We start from the raw sequence: 22,310 nt of genomic DNA on the forward strand, positions 1-22,310 counted from the left end.
TGGAGAGCGCAGGACACGCGAAGTCAATCGACGTCAGTCGACCGCGTCGAAAATCATAACCCGCCTGCGCCCGCACTCCAACACACCGTCACCGGTCGCCCCTTCTGTGGAGCGTCCTCCGCACCTTCCACAGCACGGCCGACGGGCGGGCCTCACCCGAGCCCGACGGGTGTACTCACACCATGGGATCCACGAGTCCGGCCACCGCGACGACACCTGCACGCCCGGCCCGGGCGTCCACTGTCGTGTCCGCAGCGGCAGTGGTGGCAGTGGTCGGGCTGCTGGTCGTGGCCCCCCGGGCCGCGGCGGTCCCGGAACCACCGCGCCGGGATCTGAGGGGGCCGCTTCCCGGGCCGGTGTCGGCGGTCAGGCCCTTCGACCCTCCCGCTCAGCGATGGCTGTCGGGGCACCGGGGGGTCGACCTGGCGGCGCCGCCCCTCGCGGTCATCCGCGCACCCGCTGGCGGCACCGTGGTGTTCGCGGGCGCCGTGGGCGGTCGTCCGGTGCTCTCGATCGAACACGGTGCGGGGCTCCGCACGACCTACGAACCGGTCCGGGCCACCGTGCGCACCGGGGACGACGTCGCCACCGGGGACACGGTGGGACATCTCCTCGCCGGCCACGCAGGGTGTCCCGTTCACGCGTGTCTGCACTGGGGCGCGCGCGTCGCCTCGGGCGGGCCTGCGGGTGACGACGACTACATCGACCCGCTGAGCCTTCTCTCGGTCCACGACCGGCCGATCCGCCTCAAGCCGACCCTGCCCGGGGACGGGGCCGGATGAGCCGCGCCGAGGCGACCCACGCCGGCCTGATCCGCGCAGCGCCGGCCCGGGCACCGCCGACCCGGTCAGGCCCTCGGGTGGGCGCCCCGATAGGCGGCGCGGAGCCGCTCCGCTGAGACGTGTGTGTACACCTGGGTTGTCGCCGGGGTCGAGTGGCCCAGGAGTTCCTGGACGTGGCGGAGGTCCGCGCCGCCCTCGAGCAGATGGGTCGCGCTGCTGTGCCTCAGCGCGTGGGGTGAGACCTGCGGGGATCCGGGGGTGGCGGCCGTGACCTCGTTGACCGCCCTCCGCGCCGCCCGGGGGTCGAGGCGGCCCCCGCGTGCTCCCAGGAGCAGCGCTGGACCGGAGGCGGGGGTGGCCAGCGCGGGTCTTCCTCCGTCGAGCCAGGCGCGCAGTGCGCGGTCGGCGGGCGGACCGTAGGGGACCGCGCGCTCCCGGTCGCCCTTGCCGACCACTCTCAAAAGGCGCCGCTCGGTGTCCACATCGTCGACGTCCGTTCCGCACAGTTCGGCCACGCGGATGCCACACGAGTACAGCAACTCCACGACCAGTCGATCCCGCAGGGCGATCGGGTCGCCCTCCGCGGCCCCGAGGTCGGCGGTCCGGATCGTCTCGGCGGCCTGGACTCGATCGAGGATCTGAGGCAGGTGACGCCGCGCCCGCGGCGCCTCCAGCCGGGCCGCCACGTCCGTGGGGAGCACACCTCTGCGGAACGCCCACGTGCTGAAGGACCGGGCCGCGGCCACGCGCCGGGCGATGGTCGACCGGGCGGCACCGGCGCCGACCTGAGCGGCCAGCCACCCCCTGAGCGCGGGCAGGGTGAGTGATCCGGCGAGGTCGGCCGCGGTGTCCGGTCCGTCGCCGTCCGATCCGAGGTGAGCGAGCAACGCCCGCACATCGGAGCGGTACGACCGCGCGGTGGCCTCGGAGCGCGACCGTCCGGTCCTGAGATCGGTGACGTAGCCGTCGACGACGACCTCGAGGGCGGGCGGAAGAGAGCCGCGACCGTCTTTCGCGCCCGCGTTGTTCCCCATGAGTAACAATTGTCACTTGTGTCACCTCGGCGCGCAAGGCGTGCCTGAGCCGCGCACGGTCTAGTTCGAGGCGATGGTGCGCCAGATGCGCACGAGCTCGCTGAACTCCCGGACCTGGACCAAGACGTGGTCGCGGGCGGCATCCTCCGCCTTGTCCTGCTCGCCCCCCACGATCGCGTCGGCGATCGCCCGGTGCTCGGCGAGCGAGCGCCGCATCCGGTCCGGGACCCGCAGCTGGAGTCGCCTGTAGGGCTGCAGCACCTTCTTCAGATCGAATGACTGCCGGGTGAGGTACTCGTTGCCGCAGGATTCGTAGATCACCCCGTGAAAACGCGCGTTCGCGTAGTAGTAGCCGTCCGCGTCCGCCGCGATCGCGCGCTCCTCACATTCAGCGAGAGCGTCCTCCATGGATCGCACGGACTCCGGCCGGATCCGCCGGGCCGCGAGGCGGGCCGCCATGCCCTCCAGCTCCGCCATCACCTCGAACCGCTCCGCCAGATCGGTGACGCCGAAGTGCGTGACGAACGTGCCCTGTTTGGGCCTGATCTGCACCAGACCCGACCGCTCGAGCGCCTGCAGCGCCTCTCGGATGGGAGTGCGCGAGCAGCCGAACTCCTCCGCCAACCGCACCGGATCGAGGCGGTCGCCCGGCCGGTATCGGCCGTCGATCACAGCGTTCTCCAATGCGTCCCGTACCCGCTGGGACTCGGTCACCCGCACCATCGCCCACCTCCTCGAGGGCCAGAATATCCCGGCACCTCCTTGTGACCGCGCTCACAGTCTGATAGTAGTTGTGATGTATATAACAACGGATATGAAACACATATAGCCCCCGAACAGCCCGTATGCACTCCAGGAGGACGCCATGACCCCACTGACGCGACTCATGGACGCCTGCACCGAGCTCATGAGCGACATCGGAGAGGCGTCGATGCGGAACGTCGGGGACGGCCTGCTGCGGGCCTACCGAGAGCTCCCGGCGGATCGTCGCGTCGAGTTCTTCACTCATCTGGTCGAGAGCTACGGCGTCGACCCGCAGCGTGTCGAGCGGGCGTATGCGGCCTGGGCTGCGACCGGGCGCGACACGGCGCGGGCCGCGGCCGCGGAGATCGAGCTCGTCGACGCCGTCGAACCGCGTCGGCAGAAGCTCTTCCGCAGGATCAATCACGCCCCCGGGGCGACACACGCGCTCACCGAGCTGCGATCGGATCTGCGGGCGCTGCTCGCCGACCATCCGCACCTCCGCTCGCTCGACCACGACCTGCACCACCTGCTCGGTTCGTGGTTCAACCGCGGATTCCTCCGCATGGAGGAGGTCACGTGGGACTCCCCGGGCGAGTTGCTCGATCATCTGATCCGATACGAACAGGTGCACCCGATGGCCGGACTCGACGAGCTGCGCCGCCGCTTGCAGCCGGCCGACCGGCGGATGTACGCGTTCTTCCATCCGGCCACCGGCATTCGGCCGCTGATCTTCGTCGAGGTCGCCCTCACCCGGGGCGTCCCCGCCGACATCGCGCCCATCCTCCGCCCCGGACCCGCCCTCTCCGTGACGGAGGCCGACACCGCGGTGCTCTACTCGATCAGCAACTGCCTCGACGGGCTGGCCGGCGTGTCCCTCGGCAGCCTGCTCATCAAACACGTCATCGATGAGGTCGGCGACGCTCTCCCCCACCTGAGCACCTTCGTGACCCTGTCGCCGATTCCCGGATTCCGGCGCTGGCTCGACGCCCAGGACGATCCCCACCTCCGCGGTCTACGGCATCGCCTCGCCGCCCTCGACCTGACGCAGGAACCGGACCGGGATGACACGGCGGAGGTCGACGAGCTGCGCCCGCACGTGGTGGCCGCCGCGGCGCGGTACATCTGCCTGGTCAAAGACGACAGTGGCCGGCCACATGACCGGGTTGCCCGGTTCCATCTCAGCAACGGTGCCGAGGCCTGGCGGCTCAACTGGCCGGCGGACTGCTCCGCGAACGGGATCACCCAGTCGTACGGAGCGATGGTCAACTACCGCTACGAACCGGCCGAGCTCGAACCCCGGCACGAGAGGTTCGTGCGGCACGGCACCGTCGCCTCGAGTGACGCGGTCACCGACCTCCTCACGACCCACAGCGGGAGTTGCCGGCCGGCACCCCCGTCCAATGAAAGGAAGTCCCACCAGTGAGCACGTTCGAATCGGTTCTGGACTCGTTCCTCGGCCATGCCCGGCGGCGGCCCGACGCCGTCCTGTTCGACCTCCCCGACGGCACCACGCTCGACTACGGCGCCACCGCGGATATCGTGCACCGCATCGCAGCCCGGTTGCGCGCGGACGGCGTCGAGCCCGGCGATCGGGTCGCGATGCAGGTGGACAAGTCGCCCGAGGCGATCGCGCTGTACCTGGCGACCCTGCAGGTGGGCGGGGTCTTTCTGCCCCTCAACACCGCGTACACCGGGCCGGAGGTGGACTACTTCCTCGGTGACGCGACGCCGCGCGTGCTCGTCTGCACGCCCGCTCGCGAGGCGGAGTTCCGCGACCGGGTGCCGGCCTCCACGATGATCGAGACGCTCGGCACCGAGGGCGACGGCAGTCTTCTCCGGTCTCGGGAGAACCACCACGACGTCCATCCGGCGGACCCCGGCTCCCCGGCCGCGATCCTGTACACCTCGGGTACCACCGGCCGGTCCAAGGGTGCGGTGCTCACCCACGGCAACCTGGCGTCGAACTGCGACGCTCTCCGCGAGTACTGGCGGTACACGGCCGAGGACCGGTTGATCCACGCGCTCCCGATCTTCCACATCCACGGACTCTTCGTCGCCGCGAATCTGACCCTCACCACCGGCGCGAGCATGCACTACCTGCCCAAGTTCGACGCGGACGCCATCGTCGACCTGATCCCGCGGTCGACGGTGCTGATGGGGGTGCCCACGTTCTATACGAGACTCGCCGCGGACTCCCGGGTCACCCCCGAGCTCTGCGCGGGGATGCGACTCTTCGTCTCCGGATCCGCTCCCCTCCTCGCCTCTGACCACGCGGCGTTCGGGCAACGCTCCGGCCACCGGATCCTGGAGCGCTACGGCATGACCGAGACGGGCATGAACACCTCCAACCCGTACGAGGGCGAGCGACGGCCGGGCACCGTGGGCCTGCCCCTGCCCGGGGTCGAGGTCCGGATCACCGACAGGGAGACCGGGGCCTCGCTCGCCAGAGGTGAGATCGGTGGGATCGAGGTGCGTGGGCCCAACGTGTTCGCCGGGTACTGGAACATGCCGGAGAAGACGGCGGCCGAGTTCTGCGAGGACGGCTTCTTCCGTACCGGTGACGTGGGCAGGTTCGACGACGACGGCTATCTCAGCATCGTCGGCCGCGACAAGGACATGGTCATCTCGGGCGGGTTCAACGTGTACCCGGTCGAGATCGAGGAACTTCTCGACGCGCAGCCCGCCGTCGCAGAGTCCGCGGTGATCGGGGTCCCCCACCCCGATCTGGGCGAGACCGTCGTCGCGGTGGTGGTCGCCGCGCCGGGGCAGACGCCCGACGAATCCGCCCTGATCGGGGCCGTCGCGGATCGCCTGGCGCGATTCAAGCAGCCCAAGGCCGTCCGCGTCGTCGAGGCATTGCCTCGAAACGTGATGGGCAAGGTCCAGAAGGCCGAACTGCGCACGCGGTACGCCGGCCTGTTCACCGACGACGGCGCCTGAGCGCCGGACCTGGAGAGAGATCATGGTCATCTACGGAGTGGCGATTCTCGCGGGGTGCACCCTCGCGGGCGCCGCGATCGGACAGTTACTCGGCGAGCTTCTCGGCGTGGACGCGAACGTCGGCGGAGTCGGCTTCGGCATGCTGCTGCTCATCGTCATCACCGACGTGATGCGGCGAAAGGGGCGGCTCCCACAGCCATCCGAACGGGGCGTCCTGTTCTGGAGCGCGATGTACATCCCCGTGGTCGTCGCGATGGCCTCGGTGCAGAACGTCTCCGCGGCGGTCTCCGGAGGCGCCGCGGCGGTCGCGGCCGGGCTCGCCGCGATGCTCGTTGGCGCGGCCCTCGTGCCGGTGATCTCCAGAATCGGACCGCCTTCCGCACCCCTGCCACCACTGGCCGATCCCGACTCGGCAGCTCAGGAGATCTGACATGGACACCGTCATCGACGTTCTGGAGTCCAACGGCTTGTTGTTCGCGTTCACCCTGGTCGGTGTGACGATCCTGATATCCGGCTGGCTCTCGAGAAAACTCACCCGGGGCATGCTGCACGGTTCGGCGATCGCGATCATCGTCGGTCTCGCTCTGGCCTACTGGGCCGGGCAACACACGGGTGGTGAGAAAGGGGTGGCGGACATCGCCCTCTTCGCCGGGCTCGGACTCATGGGTGGCGCGATGATCCGCGATTTCGCCATCGTCTCCACCGCGTTCGGGGTGGACCTGCGGGAGATCCGGAAAGCGGGGCTCGCGGGAGTGATCGCGCTCGTCGCCGGCGTGTGGGTGTCGTTCTTCGTGGGCGCCGCGCTGGCCTGGGGCTTCGGCTACACCGACCCTGAGTCACTCGCGACCATCGGAGCCGGCGCCGCGACGTACATCGTGGGGCCGGTCACCGGAACGGCGGTGGGTGCCTCCTCCGAGGTCATCGCACTCTCGGTCGCCGCAGGACTCATCAAGGCGGTCCTGGTGATGGTCGCCACCCCGCTTATCGCGCCGCTGATCCGGCTCAACAACGCCAAATCGGCGATGGTGTACGGCGGGATGATGGGGACCACCTCAGGCGTGGCGGGAGGTCTCGCGGCCACCGACGAGCGGCTGGTGCCCTACGGCGCCATGACCGCCACGTTCTACACCGGACTCGGCTGCCTCATGGGACCGTCGCTGTTCTACCTCGCACTGCAGGCGATCCTGTAACCGTCGGACGCGGGGCGCTGTCACGCCACCGGGATCGTCAGCTGGACGCCGCCGTCCCCGGATCTGCGCCACCCTTCGGGGCCACGGGACACGGCGCCCGCGGACAACAACCGGCCGAGAACCGTCCTGGTGACGATCAGCGGAGTCCCGGCCGACGCGGCGATCTCGGCCGGTGCCGCCCCACCCGTGATCGGCAGCGCCTCCAGGACCCGCCTGGTCACGTCATCCAACCCGTCCCAGGTGCTCGCATGCCCGGAGGGCGGTTCGGCGGTCTCCCCCATGTCGCCGGCCAGCTCGACCACGTCTGCGGTCCTGGTGACCAGCACCGCTCCCCTGTCCCGCGCGAGCAGATGGCATCCCACCGACGCGACCGAGGTGACCGGGCCCGGAACCACGCCCACAGGTCGGTCCAGGGCAGCGGCCCACGCGGCGGTGCTCAGCGCACCGCTGCGGGCGGCCGCCTCGACCACCACCGTCGCCCTGCCCAGGGCCGCGATGAGCCTGTTCCGGTCGAGGAACCGGTACCGGGTCAACCCGGTTCCCGGAGCCTGCGCCGAGACCACCGCCCCGGACTCCGCGACCGCCCGCAGCATCCCGTCGTTGCCGCGGGGATAGAGACGGTCCACTCCCCCGGCGAGGACCGCGATCGTGCTCCCGCCCGCACCGAGGACCGCACGATGGGCCGCCGCGTCGATCCCGAACGCGCCGCCGGAGACCACCGTGAACCCCTCCGCGCAGACGCCGGACGCGAGGTCGGCGGTCACCGCCCTTCCGTACGAGGTGGGGGCGCGGGTACCCACCACGGCGACGGATCTCCCGAGCGTCCGCGCGGGATCCGCGGCACCCCGCCACCACAGGCCCAGGGGGCGCAGCGCGGTGGCCACCCCGCCCCGGCCCCCGGCCCGCAGCCACCTCGGCCGGTCCAACGGTTCGAGGGCCTGCGCGGGCCACCCCGGGTCCCCGGGGACCACCAGGCGCGCGCCGACCTCGTCGGCGGCCTCGATAAGCGCCGCGCCGTCCACCCGGTCACGGCGCGACTCCGACTGCTCCGCCAGCCTGGCCGGCACCCGGCCGGACCGGATGCGGTCGCCGGCCTCCACCGGCCCGACCCGGTCCACCAGATCCCACAGTTCCGCCGTCGGGCGTTCGGTGACCGCCCCCAGGTACGCGTACGCCCTCCGAACCTCCGGTGTCACCACCGTGTCGTCCCCACCGACCATTAGTCCTCCCCCCTCAAGACCAGCGCTTCGGACACGTGCGCCTCCCCGGGCACCCCGGCACCGTCGAGATCGGCGACCGTCCACGCCAACCGCAGGCAGCGGTCCACACCGCGGGGGGACAACACCCCGAGTGCGAGTGAGCGGTTCAGGGGGCGCAGTGCGCGCGGATCCAATCCACGCCCGGCCCGCAGCACCCTCCCGGGGACACCGGCGTTGGTCCGGGCACCCGCGGCGCCCGGACACGCCGCCCACCTCTCGGCGGCGGCCCTTCTCGCCGACGCCACCCGGGCCCGCACCGCGGCACTGTCCTCCTCCTCGCCGACCGCGAACAGCCCCGAACCCACCGGCATCGTCCGGGCCAGGATGTCCACCCGGTCGCGCAGCGGGCCGGTCAGGGCCCTGCCGTAGCGACGCCGTGCGTCTGGAGTGCACGAACAGTCCGAGGGGCGCGGCGAGCCACACGGGCAGTCGTTCGCCGCCATCACCAGCTGGAACCGGGCGGGGAACACCGACACCCCGTCCCGACGCGCGATCCGGACCTCCCCGTCCTCGAGTGGGGTCCGCAGGCTGTCGAGGACCCTTCCGGAGAACTCGGCGCACTCGTCCAGGAAGAGCACCCCCCGGTGCGCGAGGGTCACGGCTCCCGGCGTAGCGGTGTTGGTACCGCCGCCGACGAGCGACGCCGCCGAGGCGGTGTGATGCGGCGCGACGAACGGCGGGCGCCGGAGGAGCGGATCATGGTCCGACAGACGGCCCATCACCGAGTGGATCGCCGTGGCCTCGAGCGCGTCCCGCTCCCCCAGATCCGGGAGCAGACCGGGCAGGCGTTTGGCCAACATGGTCTTGCCCGTCCCGGGCGCTCCCCGGAGCAGCATCGCGTGTCCACCGGCCGCCGCGACCTCGACGGCGCGACGGCAGTCGTCCTGGCCGTGGACCTCGGCCAGGTCCATTCCGTCATCTGCTGCCGCGGCCGGCGGCTCCGGGGCCACGGTGACCAGGTCACCCGCGCCCCGGCTCCACGTCGCCAGCATGGCCAGGGACTCCACCCCCGCCGTGTCGATGCCGCCCACCAGCCTCGCCTCGGCCAGGTTGCACGCCGGGACGATCGCCCGTCGCAGACCCGCCTCACGCGCGGCGAGCACCGCCGGGAGTACCCCGCGTACCGGCCGGATGCGACCGTCGAGTGCCAGCTCGCCGACCAGGAGTGTGCCCTCGAACCCGCCGGCCGGGAGCTCCCCGGACGCGGTGAGCGCCCCGACCGCGAGTGCCACGTCGAACCCCGATCCGCGTTTGGGCAGCGCCGCCGGCGACAGCGAGAGCACCACCTTTCCCCTCGGCCAGGACAGGCCCGAATTGCCCACCGCCGCCCGCATCCGCTCCCTGGACTGCATGACCGCACCGTCACCCATCCCCACGATGCTCACCCCGGGGAGTCCGCGCCCGACGTCGGCCTCGACCTCGACGAGCTGGCCACCGATCCCCGTCAGCGTCACTGCCCACGTCCGTCCGAGCGCCATCTCAGAACACGTCCTCGAAGAGTTCGAGGAGCGGACGGGAGGAGTCGGCCAGGTCCACACCGATCACGTCGAAGCAGACCTGACGCCAGGGACCGGGGTGGGCTGCCAGCCACTCCCCCGCCAACTGTCGCAGGCGGCGCTGCTTGGCGGCCGTCACCGATTCGGCCGGTGTCCCGAACCCGGTGCCGCTCCGCGTGCGGACCTCCACGAAGCGCAACCGACCCCCGGCATCCAGGACGACCAGGTCGAGTTCCCCCGTCCGGCTCCGCCAGTTCCGGCTGATCACCGCGCCCCCACGCGCCTCGATCAACCCCGCGGCGTGCGCCTCCCCGATCGCTCCGGTCCGTCGGCGACCGTCACCCCCGTGCGTTCCGGCGACCGATCCCACCCTGCCCCCCGCCATCGCGAGCCCCTCCCCGGCGGCCCGGCCCGTCCGGGTCGCCGCGGCTCAGCCTGCACCACGACACCGGCCCGATCCGCTGGACGCGGATCGGGCCGGGCGCGCCCTGTGGAGGCGCGGGAGGCTGTGGAGGACGAGCGAGTCGCGAACTACTCCGGGAGGCGGAGTTCGGGCTTGTCGAGCTCCTCGATGTTGACGTCCTTGAAGGTCAACACCCGGACGTACTTGACGAAACGGGCAGGCCGGTACATGTCCCACACCCAGGCGTCGGACATCCGGACGTCGAAGTAGACCTCGCCGTCTGCGGACCTCGGGATCAGCTCGACCGCGTTGGCGAGATAGAAGCGCCGCTCCGTCTCGACGACGTAGGTGAACTGACCGACGATGTCGCGGTACTCGCGGTACAGCGAGAGCTCCATCTCGGTCTCGTAGTTCTCCAGATCCTCGGCGCTCATCTAGTGCTGCTCCTCGAATGCGCCTGGGCGGCGCGACGGACGTTGGCGTACGACATCCGGTGGATGTCGCTGGGACCGAGCTGCTCGATCGCCCTGGCGTGACCCGGGGTGCTGTACCCCTTGTGGGCGGCGAAACCGTAGCCCGGGTACCTCGGGTCGAGGTCCACCATAATCCGATCACGGGTCACCTTTGCGAGGACACTCGCGGCGGCGATCGATGCGACGACCTCGTCACCCCCGATCACCGCGGTGGACTGGCACCCGAGCCCGTCCACGGCGAACCCGTCGGTCAGGACGAAGCCCGGCGGCGGATCGAGAGCGGCCACCGCGCGTCGCATTCCCTCGAGGTTGCACCGGTGGACCCCGCGCTCGTCGATGCGGTCGGGTTCGATCACGACCACGGACGCCGCGACGGCTCTGCGCAACACGGCGTCGTGGAGGCGCTCCCGGGTCGCAGGAGACAGCTTCTTGGAGTCGTCCAGATCAGCGAGATCCGCCGTGAGACGGCTACCCAACACGCACGCCGCCACCACCAGTGGACCCGCGCACGACCCGCGCCCGGCCTCGTCCACACCGGCGACCGGCCCGAGACCCCGCCGCGCCAGGGCCGCCTCCAGAGCCAGCCGTCCGTCACGCCGGGTCACCCTCACCCGGCCCGGTCGGACCGGGCTCACCCCGCGGTGATGTCCGGTGAGGGGACGGACCCGATCCGGTTGAACGGGAGGATGATGGCCTGCACCTTGCCGATGATGTTCTCCTCGGGAACGGAGCCCTGGAACTCGTCGCCCATGTGGTACCGGGAGTCCGCCGAGTTGCTCCGGTTGTCACCCATCACCCAGTAGTTGCCCTCCGGAACGGTGACCGGCCCGAACGCGCAGTTGAGCGGGTTGCGGTCGATCGAGGGGTCCGCGTTGAGGTACGGCTCGTCCAGCGGCTCACCGTCCACCAGGAGGCCCCCGTCCGGCGAGCACCCGCCCACGGTCTGACCACCCACCGCGATGACACGCTTGACCATGTCGTTCTGATCGGGCGGGACGACGCCGATGACGCCGCCGATGTCCTGCAGTGTCCGGATGACCGGGTTGTCCGACCGGATGGACTGGTACCCCTGGTTCCAGGAATCCGGACCCTCGAACACCACGACGTCCCCGGGCTGCGGATCGCCGAACCGGTACGAGATCTTGTCCACGAAGATCCGGTCACCCGTGCAGCCGGCACACCCGTGCAGCGTGGGCTCCATCGACTCCGAGGGGATCTGGTAGACCCGCCCGACGAAGGTCTGGAAGACGAACACCAGTACCAGCGCGATCACCACCAGCATGGGGATCTCGATGTACCAGGGCTGGCCCTTCTTCTCGGCGGCGCGCGCCTGGCGACGGCCTCCACCCACGCCTCGAGCCGGGTCCCCGTCTTCTCGGGGGCCCGGCTCGGAGGGGTGCTGTCCAGGTGATTCGGTGCTGCTCACCCGGACGAGCGTAGTCGATCGGCCACCACACACGACGGCCGAGTCCGACTCGCTCTACATGCTCAGCGCTTCTCCTTGATCTTCGCGGCCTTGCCGCGGAGGTTGCGGAGGTAGTACAGCTTGGCCCGACGGACGTCGCCGCGGGTCAGGACATCGATGTGGTCGATGGTGGGCGAGTGGACCGGGAAGGTGCGCTCGACGCCGACGCCGAAGGAGACCTTGCGGACGGTGAAGGTCTCGCGGACGCCACCACCCTGACGGCGGATCACGACGCCCTTGAAGACCTGGACGCGCTCCTTCGAGCCCTCGATGACCTTGACGTGCACGTCGAGCGTGTCGCCGGGGCGGAACGCCGGGATGTCGTCGCGGAGCGACTTGTTGTCGATGAAGTCGAGAGTGTTCATTGTGTTCCTCGGATGTCAGGAATTGAGGACAGAGGACCCTGGCGCCCGCCGTCAGGCGGGTCAACCGGTTCGTGCCCGGAGCAGCGCGACCGTCCGCGGACGCACGGGTGCGCCCGGATGATCAACCTCGCTAGTGTGCCACTATCCGTCGGCCGACCCCAAATCAGTCGGCGCGCTCGGGCCAGCCGACGGACCTCAGGGTCTCCAGGTCCGCGGGACCCAGAGCAGCCCCGTCGAGCAGGTCGGGGCGACGTTGCGCCGTGCGCCGGAGCGACTCGTCACGCCGCCACCGCGCGATCCGCGCGTGGTCACCGCTCTTCAGTACCGCGGGGACGGGCCGGTCCCGCCACACCTCGGGCCGGGTGTAGCTCGGCCCCTCGAGGAGGCCGTCGGAGAAGGAGTCCTCCTCGTGACTGCGCTGGTTGCCCAGCACCCCGGGGAGGAGTCGGACGACGGCCTCCGCCACCACCAGGACGGCCACCTCTCCCCCGATCAGGACGTAGTCGCCGATGCTCACCTCCTCCACGTCCATGCGTGTGGAGGCCTCATCGATCACACGCTGATCGATTCCCTCGTATCGACCGCAGGCGAAGATCAGGTGATCGCGTCGTGCGTAGCTGTGGGCATCGGCCTGGGTGAACGGTCGTCCCGCCGGGGTGGGCACAATGAGCAGGGGCCGCGTCGCGGCGGAGCCCGCGGACGGTGGTACCACCTCGTCGAGGGCCTCGCCCCAGACAGTCGGCCGCATGACCATGCCGGGTCCGCCACCGAACGGCGTGTCGTCCACCGAGCGGTGCACGTCGTGAGCCCAGTTGCGCAGGTCGTGGACCCGGAGGTCCAGGATGCCGCGGTCGATGGCCCGCCCGGGCAGTGCCAGACGGAGGGGCGAGAGATAGTCCGGGAACGCCGTGACGACGTCGAGCCGCATCCGTGGGGCGGTGACCGTATGGTCGGGTCCGGTCACGGGGTCCCCAGGTCGAGTAGCCCCTCCGGTGGGTCGATCACGCAGGTACCGGCGACGACGTCCACCCTGGGGACGATCCGGTCCACGAAGGGCACCAGGGCCTCCGATCCGCTCGACAGACGCACGGAGAGGAGTTCCCCACCCGGGGTGTGCACGACCTCGGTGACCTCGCCGAGCTGCGTCCCGCCGGTGTCCAGCACGGTCAGGCCCACCAGCTGGTGGTCGTGGAATTCGTCCGGGTCCCCGGTGTCCGGTAGGGACTCGGAGTCGACGATCAGGAGCATTCCCCGCAAGGCGTCGGCGGAATCCCGGTCCGAGACGCCGGCCAGACGCACGAGAAGCCGCCCGGAATGATCCCGGGCGGCTTCTACGGTGACGTCCCGATCGGTGGCGGTCCTCCCCTTGCCGGTGCGGCCCAGCAGTCGAGCTCCCACCGCGAATCGTTCGCGGGGCGAGTCGGTCCGTACCTCCACCACCACCTCACCGCGGACCCCGTGGGACTTCACGACGCGACCCACGACGAGTTCCATGACGTCCTTCCGGTGCGGGTGGGGTCCGAGGGGGCTAGCGATCGGTGTCGACCACGTCGACCCGGACGTCCGGCCCGCCGACGGCGGAGACGATCGTCCGGATCGCGGACGCGGTACGGCCGCCGCGGCCGATCACGCGCCCGAGATCGTCGGGCGACACGGTCACGCGGATCACGGTGCCGCGACGACCACCGCTCGCCCTGACCGAGACCGCATCGGGATCCGACACGATACCGCGGACGAGATGGTCGACGGCGTCGACGACCATGTCACCCATCGGACTCAGGCCTCGGCGTTCTCGGCGTCGGCCGACCCGGCCTCGGCGGACTCACCGTCGGTGGCCTGGGCCGCGGCCTCCTCGGCCTTCTTCGCCTCGTCGGCCTTCTTCGCCTTCTCGGCCTTACGCTTGGTGGTGATGGCCTCGGCGGACGGCTCGCCCTGGGCCTCCTCGAGCGCCTTGTTGAACAGGTCCAGCTTGCTGGGCTTCGCCTCGGCCACGCGGAGGGTGCCCTCGGCGCCCTCGATGCCCTTGAACTTCTGCCAGTCACCGGTGATCTTGAGCAGCGACTCGACGGCCTCGGTCGGCTGCGCGCCGACACCCAGCCAGTACTGCGCACGCTCGGAGTCGATCTGGATGAAGCTCGGCTCCTCCTTGGGGCGGTAGAGCCCGATCGTCTCGATGGCGCGCCCGTCGCGACGGGTGCGGGCGTCGGCCACGACCACCCGGTACTGCGGGTTACGGATCTTGCCGAGGCGGGTGAGCTTGATCTTGACGGCCATGTGGCGTCTCGCTTTCTCTTGCGGGTCACGTGGCGATTCAGCGACTCCCGCACGTGTTGCGGGGCCCGGTTTCGCCTTCCGGGTGACCGCCGCTCGGCGCGGGCACCGTCCGCGATGAACACGGAGGGACCCACCGGTGACGGCGTCCAGCGCACCAGTCTAAACGCCCCGGTACCGCGGGTACCAATCGGCGTGCGACCGGCAGCCCGGTCGGCGCTCGCCGGATACGGTCGACGCCCGCCGACCTCAGCGCTTGGGGAACTTGAGGTCGTTGAGGTCGATCCCCTCGAGGCCCGGCGGCAGCGTGTCCAGTCCGGGCGGCATCTTCGAGAGGTCCGGCATGCCCCCGGGGGGCATCCCCGGCATCCCGGGCGGCATCCCCGGCATCCCACCGGGCATCATCCCCCGGTTCTTGGGCTGCGTCGGTCCGCGGCCCTTGCCCTTACCCTTCTTGCCCTTGCGCTGGTTCTTCCGCCCGGCTCCCGGCATGCCCATCTGGCCGGCCATGCGGCTCATCATCTTGCGGGCCTCAAAGAACCGGTCCACCAACTGGTTGACGTCGGTGACCGTGACCCCGGAGCCCTTGGCGATGCGCTGGCGGCGGGATCCGTTGATGATCTTGGGGTCGGCCCGCTCCGCCGGTGTCATCCCCCGGATGATCGCCTGGATGCGGTCCAGGTACTTCTCGTCGATGTCCCCGACGGCCGCTTTCATGTCCTTGCCCCCGGGCAGCATCCCCAGGAGATTGCCGATGGGGCCCATCTTGCGGATCATCAGCATCTGGTCGAGGAAGTCCTCGAGGGTGAGCTCCCCCGAACCGATCTTGGCCGCGGTCTTCTCCGCGTCCTTGGCGTCGAAGACCGTCTCGGCCTGCTCGATGAGCGAGAGCACATCGCCCATGCCGAGGATCCGGCTCGACATGCGGTCGGGGTGGAAGACATCGAAGTCCTCCAGCTTCTCCCCGTTCGAGGCGAACATGATCGGCATGCCGGTGAGTTCGCGGACGCTCAGCGCGGCGCCACCACGGGCGTCACCGTCGAGCTTGGTCAGGACGACGCCGGTGAATCCGACCCCCTCGCGGAAGGCCTCCGCCGTGACGACGGCGTCCTGGCCGATCATCGCGTCGAGGACGAAGAAGGTCTCGTCCGGCTGGACCGCATCGCGGATCCCCCTGGCCTGGGCCATGAGCTCCTCGTCGATGCCCAACCGGCCCGCGGTGTCGACGATCACGACGTCGTGCATCTTGGCGCGGGCGTGGGCGAGGCCCCGCTGGGCCACCGACACCGGCTCCTGGACCCCGACGTCCTCCCCGTCACCCCCGACCGAGGTCCCGGGGTGGGGGGCGAACACCTGCACGCCGGCGCGCTCGCCGACGATGCGGAGCTGATCGACCGCACCCGGCCGCTGGAGGTCGCATGCCACGAGGAGCGGCGTGTGACCCTGGCCCTTGAGCCAGTACGCGAGTTTGCCCGCGAGCGTGGTCTTTCCCGCTCCCTGCAGACCGGCGAGCATGATCACCGTGGGCGGCTGCTTGGCGAACTCGATCCGACGGGCCTCACCGCCGAGGATCGCGGTGAGCTCCGCGTCGACGATCTTGACGACCTGCTGCGCGGGGTTCAGGGCCTCGGAGACCTCCGAGCCCTTGGCCCGTTCCTTGACGCGGGAGATGAACGTCCGCACCACGGGTAGCGCGACGTCCGCCTCGAGCAGCGCGAGGCGGATCTCCCGCGCGGTCGCGTCGATGTCGGCATCGCTGAGCCGCCCCTTTCCGCGCAGGTCCTTGAGCGCACCTGCCAGGCGATCGGACAAGGAATCGAACACGGCTACAGCTCCCTGGGTCGCGGGCCGGGGGCGTGGTGTCCCCGGCGTCGTCGACGACGACTGATCACAGGGTATCGGCACGCCCGACGCCGGGCGTCGCGGGATCACGCCGGGGAAGCAGGGACTCCACCTCCGTCGCCGTACTGAGGACCGCTCCGGGGCCGGACAGGGCGAAGACGTCCTCGACCGCGGCACCGCGCGTCCGCACCACGACCCAGTCGATCCTCGCCCCCTTGCCCAGGATCGCCGCGATGACCTTCGCGAACAACCCCGGCCTGTCCTCCGCCCGGACCTCGAGCAGGATCCCCTCGGCATCCGTCCGCCGGTTCACCAGGACCGAGGACCTGGCCTGTGGCGGGCCGATCATCCGGGAGGCGTTGCGTGCCAGCGCGGCCCGCAGGGACGCCGCCACCCCGGAATCGACCGCCCGACGCAGGTCCTGGCGCAACACCTTCGGGTCCACGGGGTCCCCGAAACGGGTGGACACCGTCATCTTGGCCCGCACCCCACCGGGCGGCCGCAGGTCGATCTCCCCGTCGACGATCTCCAGACGGTGTGCGGCGAGCACCTCTGCCGTCACGGCGAGAGACTTCCCCGCGCCGGGCACGACGAGGGTGAGCTCGTGAGTGGTCCCCGACCCCGCGGGGCGCATCTCCACCACCACATCGGGGGGGCCGTGCGGGCGGGTGGCGTCGACGGTCGGGGCCTCCACGGCGCCGGGCTGCGACCCCACCCTCTCCCGACACGCGTCGACCAGCATCGAATGTGCCCGGGCCCTTCCCGGGGTCCACACCGTGGGCCCGGTGGCCAGCGAGTCGGCCTCGGTGAGGGTGGCGAGAACGTCGAAGGCGGTCGCGTCCTGCTCGAGCGCGGTCAGCACCGAGTCGGCCGTCGCAGGGTCCGAAGGATCACGCCTGGTCGCGGTCACCGCCAGCAGCAGGTGATGTCGGACGATCCTGACCAGGGTGTCGACATCCGCAGGGTCGAGTCCCATGCGTCGCACGATCGGCCCGACCATCTCGGCACCCGTCTCACTGTGGTCGCCCTCGCGGCTCTTACCCAGGTCGTGCAGGAGCGCCGACAACAGGAGCAGATCCGCGCGCGCCACCGAGGTGGTCAACCGGGACGCCTCCACCGCGGTCTGCACCAGGTGTCTGTCGACCGTGTAGACGTGGGCCCGGTCCCTCGCCGGCAGGTCGCGCACGCCCGACCATTCCGGGAGCATCCGCTCCCACAGGCCACTGCGGTCGAGTGCCTCTATCACCGGCACCTGCCCCTCTCCGGACCCCAGCAGGACGAGCAGGTCCGACAGCGCCTCGGCGGGCCACCGCCCCTCGGGGACCGGTGAGCGTTCCACCAGTACCCCGAGAGTCGAGCCGGCCACGGGCAGGGAGAACCGCGCGGCCGCCGCGGCCACACGTAACGGGAGCCACGGGTCCTCGGCCACGCGGGCGTTCCTCGCGAGCGCCACCTCCCCCGCGTGCTCCACCACCCCGTCGTCGAGCGGTCTGCGGACCGGCGACCTGCGCAGCAGACCGGTCAGCCCACGCGAGGACAGCGACGCGCACGACCCACGGATGGCCTGGTCCGCGGTGAACGCGATGGTCCGCGAGGCGTTGCTCAGCGCGCGGGCGAGGTCGAACCGGTCACCCAGCCCGAGAGCCTGCCCCACCTCGTCGCCGTACTCCGCATGAAGCACTTCCCTGGGTCGTCCGCTCACCCGGTGGAGTTCGGTCCGTGCGTCGAGGACGAGCCGGTGAGCGGCCGTCAACCCGCCGGGGACCACGGGCCGGCCGTCGCTGAGGTGAGCCACCGCGAGGGCGGTGACCAGCTGCGAGTCCCGCAGGCCCCCCACGCCGTTCTTGAGATCCGGTTCGCTGCGGTGGGCGATCACGCCGGAACGCTGACGCCGGGCCACCGCGGCGGCCACGAGGTCGTCGAACCGCGAGGCGATCTGGTCGCGCCACTGGCGCCGGGCGCCGTCCACCACGAGGGCACCGAGGTCCGCGTCGCCCGCGATGACCCGGGCGTCCAGCAGGCTCAGCCCCACCGCCACGTCCGCGGCCGCCACCGCGAGGCACTGGTCCACGGTCCGCACGCTGTGGTCCAGGCCGACGCCCGAGTCCCACAGCGGGTACCACATGGCGTCGGCGAGTTCGCCGACGTCCCGGTCGGGACGCCTCTCGTGCACCAACACCAGGTCGAGGTCGGAGTACGGGAGCACCTCGCGTCGGCCCAGTCCCCCGAAAGCGACCAGGGCGAATCCGGATCCCGGGCCGATCCCCGCGTCGTCCGCGAGCCGCCCCAGCTCCATCTCGTACAGCTCGCACAGGGCGTCCCGCAGGTCCGCGGCGGGGAGTTCGGCCGACGTGGCGGAGAGGATCTGGTCGCGCCCGTCGCGCAGCGCCATTGCCCGCTCACCGTCCCCGGTCACGCTCACGACGTCCCTCTTTCCTTCATTAGTGTGTCTCCAGACTGTAGGGCCCGTGTCACCTGGCGGCGGCTACGGTGTTTCGCTTCCGTGAACGCCCCCGCACGCACCCCGAGAAGCCCGGTGAGGCAGGCGGAGTCATCGAGAAACGCGGTCGACCCCGGCTCAGGGGTCGACCGCGCCTCGTGGTGTCCTCGGTCAGATCGCGGCGTCGCCCGCCTCGCCGGTCCGGACCCGGACGATCGTCTCGACGGGGGTCACCCAGACCTTCCCGTCGCCGATCTTGCCGGTGCGCGCGGCGTCCACGATCAGCTGGACCACGGTGTCGGCGGTCTCGTCGTCGACGACCACCTCGACCCGGATCTTGGGCACGAAGTCCACGGCGTACTCCGCACCGCGGTAGACCTCGGTGTGGCCCTTCTGTCGGCCGTAACCCTGGACCTCACTGATGGTCAGTCCGTGGATTCCCGCCTGTTCGAGTGCTGCCTTGACGTCATCGAGCGTGAACGGCTTGACGATCGCGGTGACGAGCTTCATGTCAGGGGTTCCTTTCGCAGTGGTCGGCTCAACGGATGAGCGCGTTGGTGGAGGCCTCGTACGCGGACTCCGCGTGCTCGGCGCCGTCGATGCCGGACTGCTCGTCCGTCTCGCTGATACGCCACCCGAGTGGGCGGCAGATCCCGTAGGCGATCGCGGTCATGATGGCCGTGAAGACGAGTGCCGCCACGGCGATCACGATCTGGACGACGAGCAGCCTCCACCCGTCCGCCGAGTAGAACACGCCGGCATCCGTGTCGTAGGTGCCGGTGGCCAGGAGGCCGATGGCGACGGTGCCCCAGAGACCCGCCACCAGGTGCACACCCACGACATCGAGCGAGTCGTCGTAGCCGAAACGGTGCTTGAGCCCCACGGCGAGGGCACACAGGGCACCGGACACGGCACCGAGGGCGATCGCGCCGAGGGGGTGGACCGACCCTGCGGCCGGGGTGATGGCGACCAGGCCCGCGACGACGCCCGAGGCGGCACCGAGGCTGGTGGCGTGGCCGTCCCTGATCCGCTCGGTGAGGAGCCACCCGAGCATCGCGGCGGCCGTCGCGACGGTGGTGTTGATCCAGGCGAGGCCGGCGGCCCCGTTGGCACCGAACGCCGAACCGGCGTTGAACCCGAACCAACCGAACCACAGGAGACCGGCACCGAGCATGACCAGCGGGAGGTTGTGGGGACGGAAGGCGGTGCGTCCGAAGTCGTAGCGCTTGCCGATGAGCAGGACGAGGACCAGCGCCGCCATACCGGCGTTGATGTGGACCACGGTGCCACCGGCGAAGTCGACCGGGGCGACGGCGGCGACGAGGCCGCCCTCACCGTCGTCGACGGTGCCGAAGATCATCGCGGCGAGGCTGTTCTCCGAGTGCGAGAGCAGGCCGCCACCCCAGACCATGTGGGCCATGGGGAAGTAGGCGAGCGTCACCCACACCGCGGCGAAGACCAGCCAGGTCCCGAACTTCACGCGCTCGGCGATGGCTCCCGAGATGAGGGCGACGGTGATGATGGCGAAGGTGACCTGGAATCCCACGTCGACGACCTGCGGGTAGGCCCCCGAGGCGGACATGACCCAGTTCTCGGCGTCCCCGATCACCCCGGCGAGACCGAACATCTCGAAGGGGTTGGCGAAGAGCCCGAGGATGTCCTGCTCGCCGTAGGACATCGACCAGCCCCACAGCACGTAGACGATGCCGACGACCCCGATCGCGCTGAACGACATCATCATCATGTTGAGCACCGACTTCTGGCGGGACATCCCGCCGTAGAACATCGCCAGTGCGGGCGTCATGAGCAGGACCAGGGATGCCGCCATGAGCATCCAGGCCGTGTCTCCCGTATCGATCTCCGTCGTCGCCTCCTGGGCGAGCAACAAGACACTGTCACCTCTCACGGTGAGGTCCTCCTCGTCTCCATGGTGAGCGTTGGTCACTCACTCCTCGGGTCAGAAGAATTCCTTTCCGCTGTTTCGATGAGTGCGCGGTCATGTTTCCGGGCTGTAACGTGGCGCGCCCTGTGGTTCCGATCATGTGTCCCGGGCCCGGCCGCGCCCCGGGCCCCGCGCGGATCAGGTGCCGAGAAGGGCGTCGACGAACGCCTCGGGCGCGAACGGCGCGAGGTCGTCGGCCCCCTCGCCCAGCCCGACGAGCTTGACCGGGACGCCGAGTTCGTGTTGGACCTGGAACACGATGCCGCCCTTGGCGGTGCCGTCGAGTTTGGTCAGCACCACCCCGGTGATGTCGACGACGTCCTTGAACACGCGCGCCTGCATGAGACCGTTCTGCCCGGTCGTCGCGTCGATCACCAGGAGCACCTCGTCGACGGGGGTCTTCTTCTCCACGACCCGCTTGACCTTGCCGAGCTCGTCCATGAGACCGGTCTTGGTGTGGAGGCGGCCGGCGGTGTCCACCAGGACCGCGTCCACCCCGGTATCGACTCCCCGGGCGACGGCGTCGAACGCCACGGACGCGGGATCCGCGCCCTCCTTGCCGCGGACGACCTCCGCTCCCACCCGTTCGGCCCACGTCTGGAGCTGGTCGGCGGCCGCGGCGCGGAACGTGTCGGCGGCCCCGAGCAGGATGTCGCGTCCGTCGGCGACCAGGACGCGGGCGAGCTTGCCGGTGGTGGTGGTCTTGCCGGTGCCGTTGACCCCGACCACCAGGATCACGGCGGGTGTGCCGTCGTTCGGCAGCGCACGCAGTGAACGGTCGTATTCGGGATGCAGGTTGTCGATAAGGGTCTGCCGCAGCAGGTCCCGGACCTCGGCCTCCGTGCGGACCTGTCTGGTCGCGATGTCCCCGCGCAGGCGGTCGATGACGCGCTGGGTGACCGCGGTGCCCAGGTCCGCCATGATCAGGGTGTCCTCGATCTCCTCCCACGCGTCCTCGTCGAGATCACCGGCGCCCAGGAGGCCGAGCAGGCCCTGTCCCACGGCGCCCTGGGAGCGCGCCAGCCGACCACGGAGGCGGTCGAGACGCCCCTCGGACGGGTCGATGCGCTCGACCGGGGCCACCGGGGAGGGGGCACCGGTGATCAGCTCGGTCGTCGGGACCGGGACCTCCTCGTCCGGGACCTCCGGCGGGACGACGACCGGTTCGACGGGCGCCGGTTCGACGACGACGGTGTCCTCGCTCGGACCGGACAGTGTGTCCGGCTCGGGCGCGACCGGGGTCTCGGCGGGCCCGGGGGCGTCGGTCGACCGCGGAGTGTCGACCGGTGGGGGCGTCTCGACGGGCGGGGTCGCGCCGACGGGCGGGGTCGCGCCGACGGGCGGAGTCGTGTGGACCGGAGGGGGCGTCTGACGTGGCAGGGGTTCCCTCGGGGGTGCCGCGGTGGCGGTCCCACCCGCCTCCGTGAACGAGAAGCCGGTCCCCGCCTGGTAGTTGCCCGAGCGCTCCTCGCGGGTGAGTTCCCTGCGCTCCTCGGGCCTGCTCAGGGAGATCTGTCGCCTCTTGCGCAGCTGCAGGCCCACGACCAGTGCCAGGAGGGCGAGCAACAGGACGGCGACGACGGCGATGACGATCCAGGTGGTGTTCACGGTGCCCAGTATGGACGACGCCCCCCGTCCTCATCCCGGCCCCGGGTGTCGAGGGC

Annotated in this window: 23 protein-coding genes; 5 read left to right on the top strand and 18 right to left on the bottom strand. The window is 70.7% G+C overall.

The genetic code is table 11. The annotated features are described in order from the left end of the window. Positions 1-182 precede the first annotated feature (182 nt). Positions 183-782 carry a M23 family metallopeptidase gene (locus tag CT688_RS09070; RefSeq protein WP_197431397.1) on the top strand — a complete coding sequence of 200 codons (600 nt, stop codon included), beginning with the start codon at positions 183-185 and terminating at the stop codon, positions 780-782. A 65-nt stretch (positions 783-847) separates the two neighbouring features. Here CT688_RS09070 and CT688_RS09075 read toward each other — a convergent pair whose 3' ends face one another. Together CT688_RS09075 and CT688_RS09080 are read right to left on the bottom strand one after the other, a co-directional pair. Continuing rightward, complete coding sequence (locus CT688_RS09075; RefSeq protein ID WP_107756636.1) at positions 848-1,816, bottom strand: tyrosine recombinase XerC; 969 nt, start codon at positions 1,814-1,816, stop codon at positions 848-850. Positions 1,817-1,876: 60 nt separating this feature from the next. Beyond that, positions 1,877-2,539 carry a GntR family transcriptional regulator gene (locus CT688_RS09080; protein ID WP_107756637.1) on the bottom strand — a complete coding sequence of 221 codons (663 nt, stop codon included), beginning with the start codon at positions 2,537-2,539 and terminating at the stop codon, positions 1,877-1,879. Between the two features lie 142 nt (positions 2,540-2,681). Here CT688_RS09080 and CT688_RS09085 point away from each other — a divergent pair, with 142 nt between their 5' ends. The 4 genes from CT688_RS09085 to madM are packed head-to-tail and all read left to right on the top strand — an operon-like array spanning position 2,682 to position 6,690. Further along, positions 2,682-3,983 (top strand): malonyl-CoA decarboxylase domain-containing protein, encoded by a 1,302-nt coding sequence (locus CT688_RS09085; protein WP_107756638.1) that lies wholly within the window; start codon positions 2,682-2,684, stop codon positions 3,981-3,983. Next, positions 3,980-5,500, top strand: coding sequence for an AMP-binding protein (locus CT688_RS09090; protein WP_107756639.1), 1,521 nt, complete (start codon positions 3,980-3,982; stop codon positions 5,498-5,500). The genes CT688_RS09085 and CT688_RS09090 overlap by 4 nt, the downstream gene beginning before the upstream one ends. Before the next feature lie 22 nt (positions 5,501-5,522). Further along, the gene (gene madL, locus CT688_RS09095; RefSeq protein ID WP_107756640.1) at positions 5,523-5,930 is read left to right on the top strand and encodes a malonate transporter subunit MadL; all 408 of its coding nucleotides are present in this window, start codon (positions 5,523-5,525) and stop codon (positions 5,928-5,930) included. A gap of 1 nt (position 5,931) precedes the next feature. After that, positions 5,932-6,690, top strand: a complete 759-nt coding sequence (madM, locus tag CT688_RS09100; protein WP_107756641.1) for a malonate transporter subunit MadM — start codon at positions 5,932-5,934, stop codon at positions 6,688-6,690. 20 nt (positions 6,691-6,710) lie between these two features. Here madM and dprA read toward each other — a convergent pair whose 3' ends face one another. From dprA to ftsY, 16 genes are all read right to left on the bottom strand, one after another. Further along, positions 6,711-7,910 carry a DNA-processing protein DprA gene (gene dprA, locus CT688_RS09105; RefSeq protein WP_107756642.1) on the bottom strand — a complete coding sequence of 400 codons (1,200 nt, stop codon included), beginning with the start codon at positions 7,908-7,910 and terminating at the stop codon, positions 6,711-6,713. After that, positions 7,910-9,427, bottom strand: a complete 1,518-nt coding sequence (locus CT688_RS09110) for a YifB family Mg chelatase-like AAA ATPase (RefSeq protein WP_107756643.1) — start codon at positions 9,425-9,427, stop codon at positions 7,910-7,912. Before CT688_RS09110 ends, dprA begins: the two co-directional genes overlap by 1 nt. Position 9,428: 1 nt before the next feature. Continuing rightward, positions 9,429-9,830 (bottom strand): YraN family protein, encoded by a 402-nt coding sequence (locus CT688_RS09115; RefSeq protein WP_107756644.1) that lies wholly within the window; start codon positions 9,828-9,830, stop codon positions 9,429-9,431. Between the two features lie 146 nt (positions 9,831-9,976). Continuing rightward, positions 9,977-10,282: a DUF2469 domain-containing protein gene (locus tag CT688_RS09120; protein WP_007632861.1), complete on the bottom strand. Its 306-nt coding sequence runs from the start codon at positions 10,280-10,282 to the stop codon at positions 9,977-9,979. After that, entirely contained in the window at positions 10,279-10,956 is a 678-nt protein-coding gene (locus CT688_RS09125) for a ribonuclease HII (protein WP_107756645.1), read from the bottom strand. Before CT688_RS09125 ends, CT688_RS09120 begins: the two co-directional genes overlap by 4 nt. Further along, positions 10,953-11,747, bottom strand: coding sequence for a signal peptidase I (gene lepB, locus CT688_RS09130; protein WP_370446297.1), 795 nt, complete (start codon positions 11,745-11,747; stop codon positions 10,953-10,955). The genes CT688_RS09125 and lepB overlap by 4 nt, the downstream gene beginning before the upstream one ends. Positions 11,748-11,809: 62 nt before the next feature. Next, positions 11,810-12,151: a 50S ribosomal protein L19 gene (gene rplS / locus CT688_RS09135; RefSeq protein WP_017836979.1), complete on the bottom strand. Its 342-nt coding sequence runs from the start codon at positions 12,149-12,151 to the stop codon at positions 11,810-11,812. 163 nt (positions 12,152-12,314) lie between these two features. Then, positions 12,315-13,079, bottom strand: a complete 765-nt coding sequence (gene trmD, locus CT688_RS09140; protein ID WP_107758110.1) for a tRNA (guanosine(37)-N1)-methyltransferase TrmD — start codon at positions 13,077-13,079, stop codon at positions 12,315-12,317. A 32-nt stretch (positions 13,080-13,111) separates the two neighbouring features. Further along, positions 13,112-13,645, bottom strand: coding sequence for a ribosome maturation factor RimM (gene rimM, locus CT688_RS09145; protein ID WP_107756647.1), 534 nt, complete (start codon positions 13,643-13,645; stop codon positions 13,112-13,114). A 34-nt stretch (positions 13,646-13,679) separates the two neighbouring features. Next, positions 13,680-13,922, bottom strand: a complete 243-nt coding sequence (locus CT688_RS09150; protein WP_017836982.1) for an RNA-binding protein — start codon at positions 13,920-13,922, stop codon at positions 13,680-13,682. Between the two features lie 5 nt (positions 13,923-13,927). Further along, a complete protein-coding gene (gene rpsP, locus CT688_RS09155; RefSeq protein WP_107756648.1) occupies positions 13,928-14,425 on the bottom strand; it encodes a 30S ribosomal protein S16 in 498 nt (165 codons plus the stop codon). Positions 14,426-14,671: 246 nt separating this feature from the next. Then, the gene (gene ffh / locus CT688_RS09160; protein ID WP_107756649.1) at positions 14,672-16,246 is read right to left on the bottom strand and encodes a signal recognition particle protein; all 1,575 of its coding nucleotides are present in this window, start codon (positions 16,244-16,246) and stop codon (positions 14,672-14,674) included. Between the two features lie 64 nt (positions 16,247-16,310). Next, positions 16,311-18,686 carry a [protein-PII] uridylyltransferase gene (locus CT688_RS09165; protein WP_107756650.1) on the bottom strand — a complete coding sequence of 792 codons (2,376 nt, stop codon included), beginning with the start codon at positions 18,684-18,686 and terminating at the stop codon, positions 16,311-16,313. A gap of 189 nt (positions 18,687-18,875) precedes the next feature. Further along, a complete protein-coding gene (locus CT688_RS09170; RefSeq protein WP_017836986.1) occupies positions 18,876-19,214 on the bottom strand; it encodes a P-II family nitrogen regulator in 339 nt (112 codons plus the stop codon). 28 nt (positions 19,215-19,242) lie between these two features. Continuing rightward, positions 19,243-20,538, bottom strand: coding sequence for an ammonium transporter (locus CT688_RS09175; protein WP_107758111.1), 1,296 nt, complete (start codon positions 20,536-20,538; stop codon positions 19,243-19,245). A 246-nt stretch (positions 20,539-20,784) separates the two neighbouring features. Continuing rightward, positions 20,785-22,254: a signal recognition particle-docking protein FtsY gene (ftsY, locus tag CT688_RS09180; RefSeq protein WP_107756651.1), complete on the bottom strand. Its 1,470-nt coding sequence runs from the start codon at positions 22,252-22,254 to the stop codon at positions 20,785-20,787. Positions 22,255-22,310 lie beyond the last annotated feature (56 nt).

The sequence above is a fragment of the Dietzia sp. JS16-p6b genome (assembly GCF_003052165.1).
In the GTDB taxonomy this organism is placed as follows: domain Bacteria; phylum Actinomycetota; class Actinomycetes; order Mycobacteriales; family Mycobacteriaceae; genus Dietzia.

Coding starts and splice junctions, on each gene's coding strand:
- madM (WP_107756641.1), top strand. CDS start 5,932: ATGGACACCGTCATCGACGTTCTGGAGTCCAACGGCTTGTTGTTCGCG.
- CT688_RS09070 (WP_197431397.1), top strand. CDS start 183: ATGGGATCCACGAGTCCGGCCACCGCGACGACACCTGCACGCCCGGCC.
- rplS (WP_017836979.1), bottom strand. CDS start 12,151: ATGAACACTCTCGACTTCATCGACAACAAGTCGCTCCGCGACGACATC.
- CT688_RS09080 (WP_107756637.1), bottom strand. CDS start 2,539: ATGGTGCGGGTGACCGAGTCCCAGCGGGTACGGGACGCATTGGAGAAC.
- CT688_RS09075 (WP_107756636.1), bottom strand. CDS start 1,816: ATGGGGAACAACGCGGGCGCGAAAGACGGTCGCGGCTCTCTTCCGCCC.
- rpsP (WP_107756648.1), bottom strand. CDS start 14,425: ATGGCCGTCAAGATCAAGCTCACCCGCCTCGGCAAGATCCGTAACCCG.
- CT688_RS09150 (WP_017836982.1), bottom strand. CDS start 13,922: ATGGGTGACATGGTCGTCGACGCCGTCGACCATCTCGTCCGCGGTATC.
- CT688_RS09085 (WP_107756638.1), top strand. CDS start 2,682: ATGACCCCACTGACGCGACTCATGGACGCCTGCACCGAGCTCATGAGC.
- CT688_RS09170 (WP_017836986.1), bottom strand. CDS start 19,214: ATGAAGCTCGTCACCGCGATCGTCAAGCCGTTCACGCTCGATGACGTC.
- CT688_RS09110 (WP_107756643.1), bottom strand. CDS start 9,427: ATGGCGCTCGGACGGACGTGGGCAGTGACGCTGACGGGGATCGGTGGC.
- CT688_RS09175 (WP_107758111.1), bottom strand. CDS start 20,538: ATGCTCATGGCGGCATCCCTGGTCCTGCTCATGACGCCCGCACTGGCG.
- CT688_RS09115 (WP_107756644.1), bottom strand. CDS start 9,830: ATGGCGGGGGGCAGGGTGGGATCGGTCGCCGGAACGCACGGGGGTGAC.
- rimM (WP_107756647.1), bottom strand. CDS start 13,645: ATGGAACTCGTCGTGGGTCGCGTCGTGAAGTCCCACGGGGTCCGCGGT.
- CT688_RS09120 (WP_007632861.1), bottom strand. CDS start 10,282: ATGAGCGCCGAGGATCTGGAGAACTACGAGACCGAGATGGAGCTCTCG.
- dprA (WP_107756642.1), bottom strand. CDS start 7,910: ATGGTCGGTGGGGACGACACGGTGGTGACACCGGAGGTTCGGAGGGCG.
- trmD (WP_107758110.1), bottom strand. CDS start 13,079: ATGCGGCTCGACGTCGTCACGGCGTTCCCGGACTATCTCTCGCCCCTC.
- madL (WP_107756640.1), top strand. CDS start 5,523: ATGGTCATCTACGGAGTGGCGATTCTCGCGGGGTGCACCCTCGCGGGC.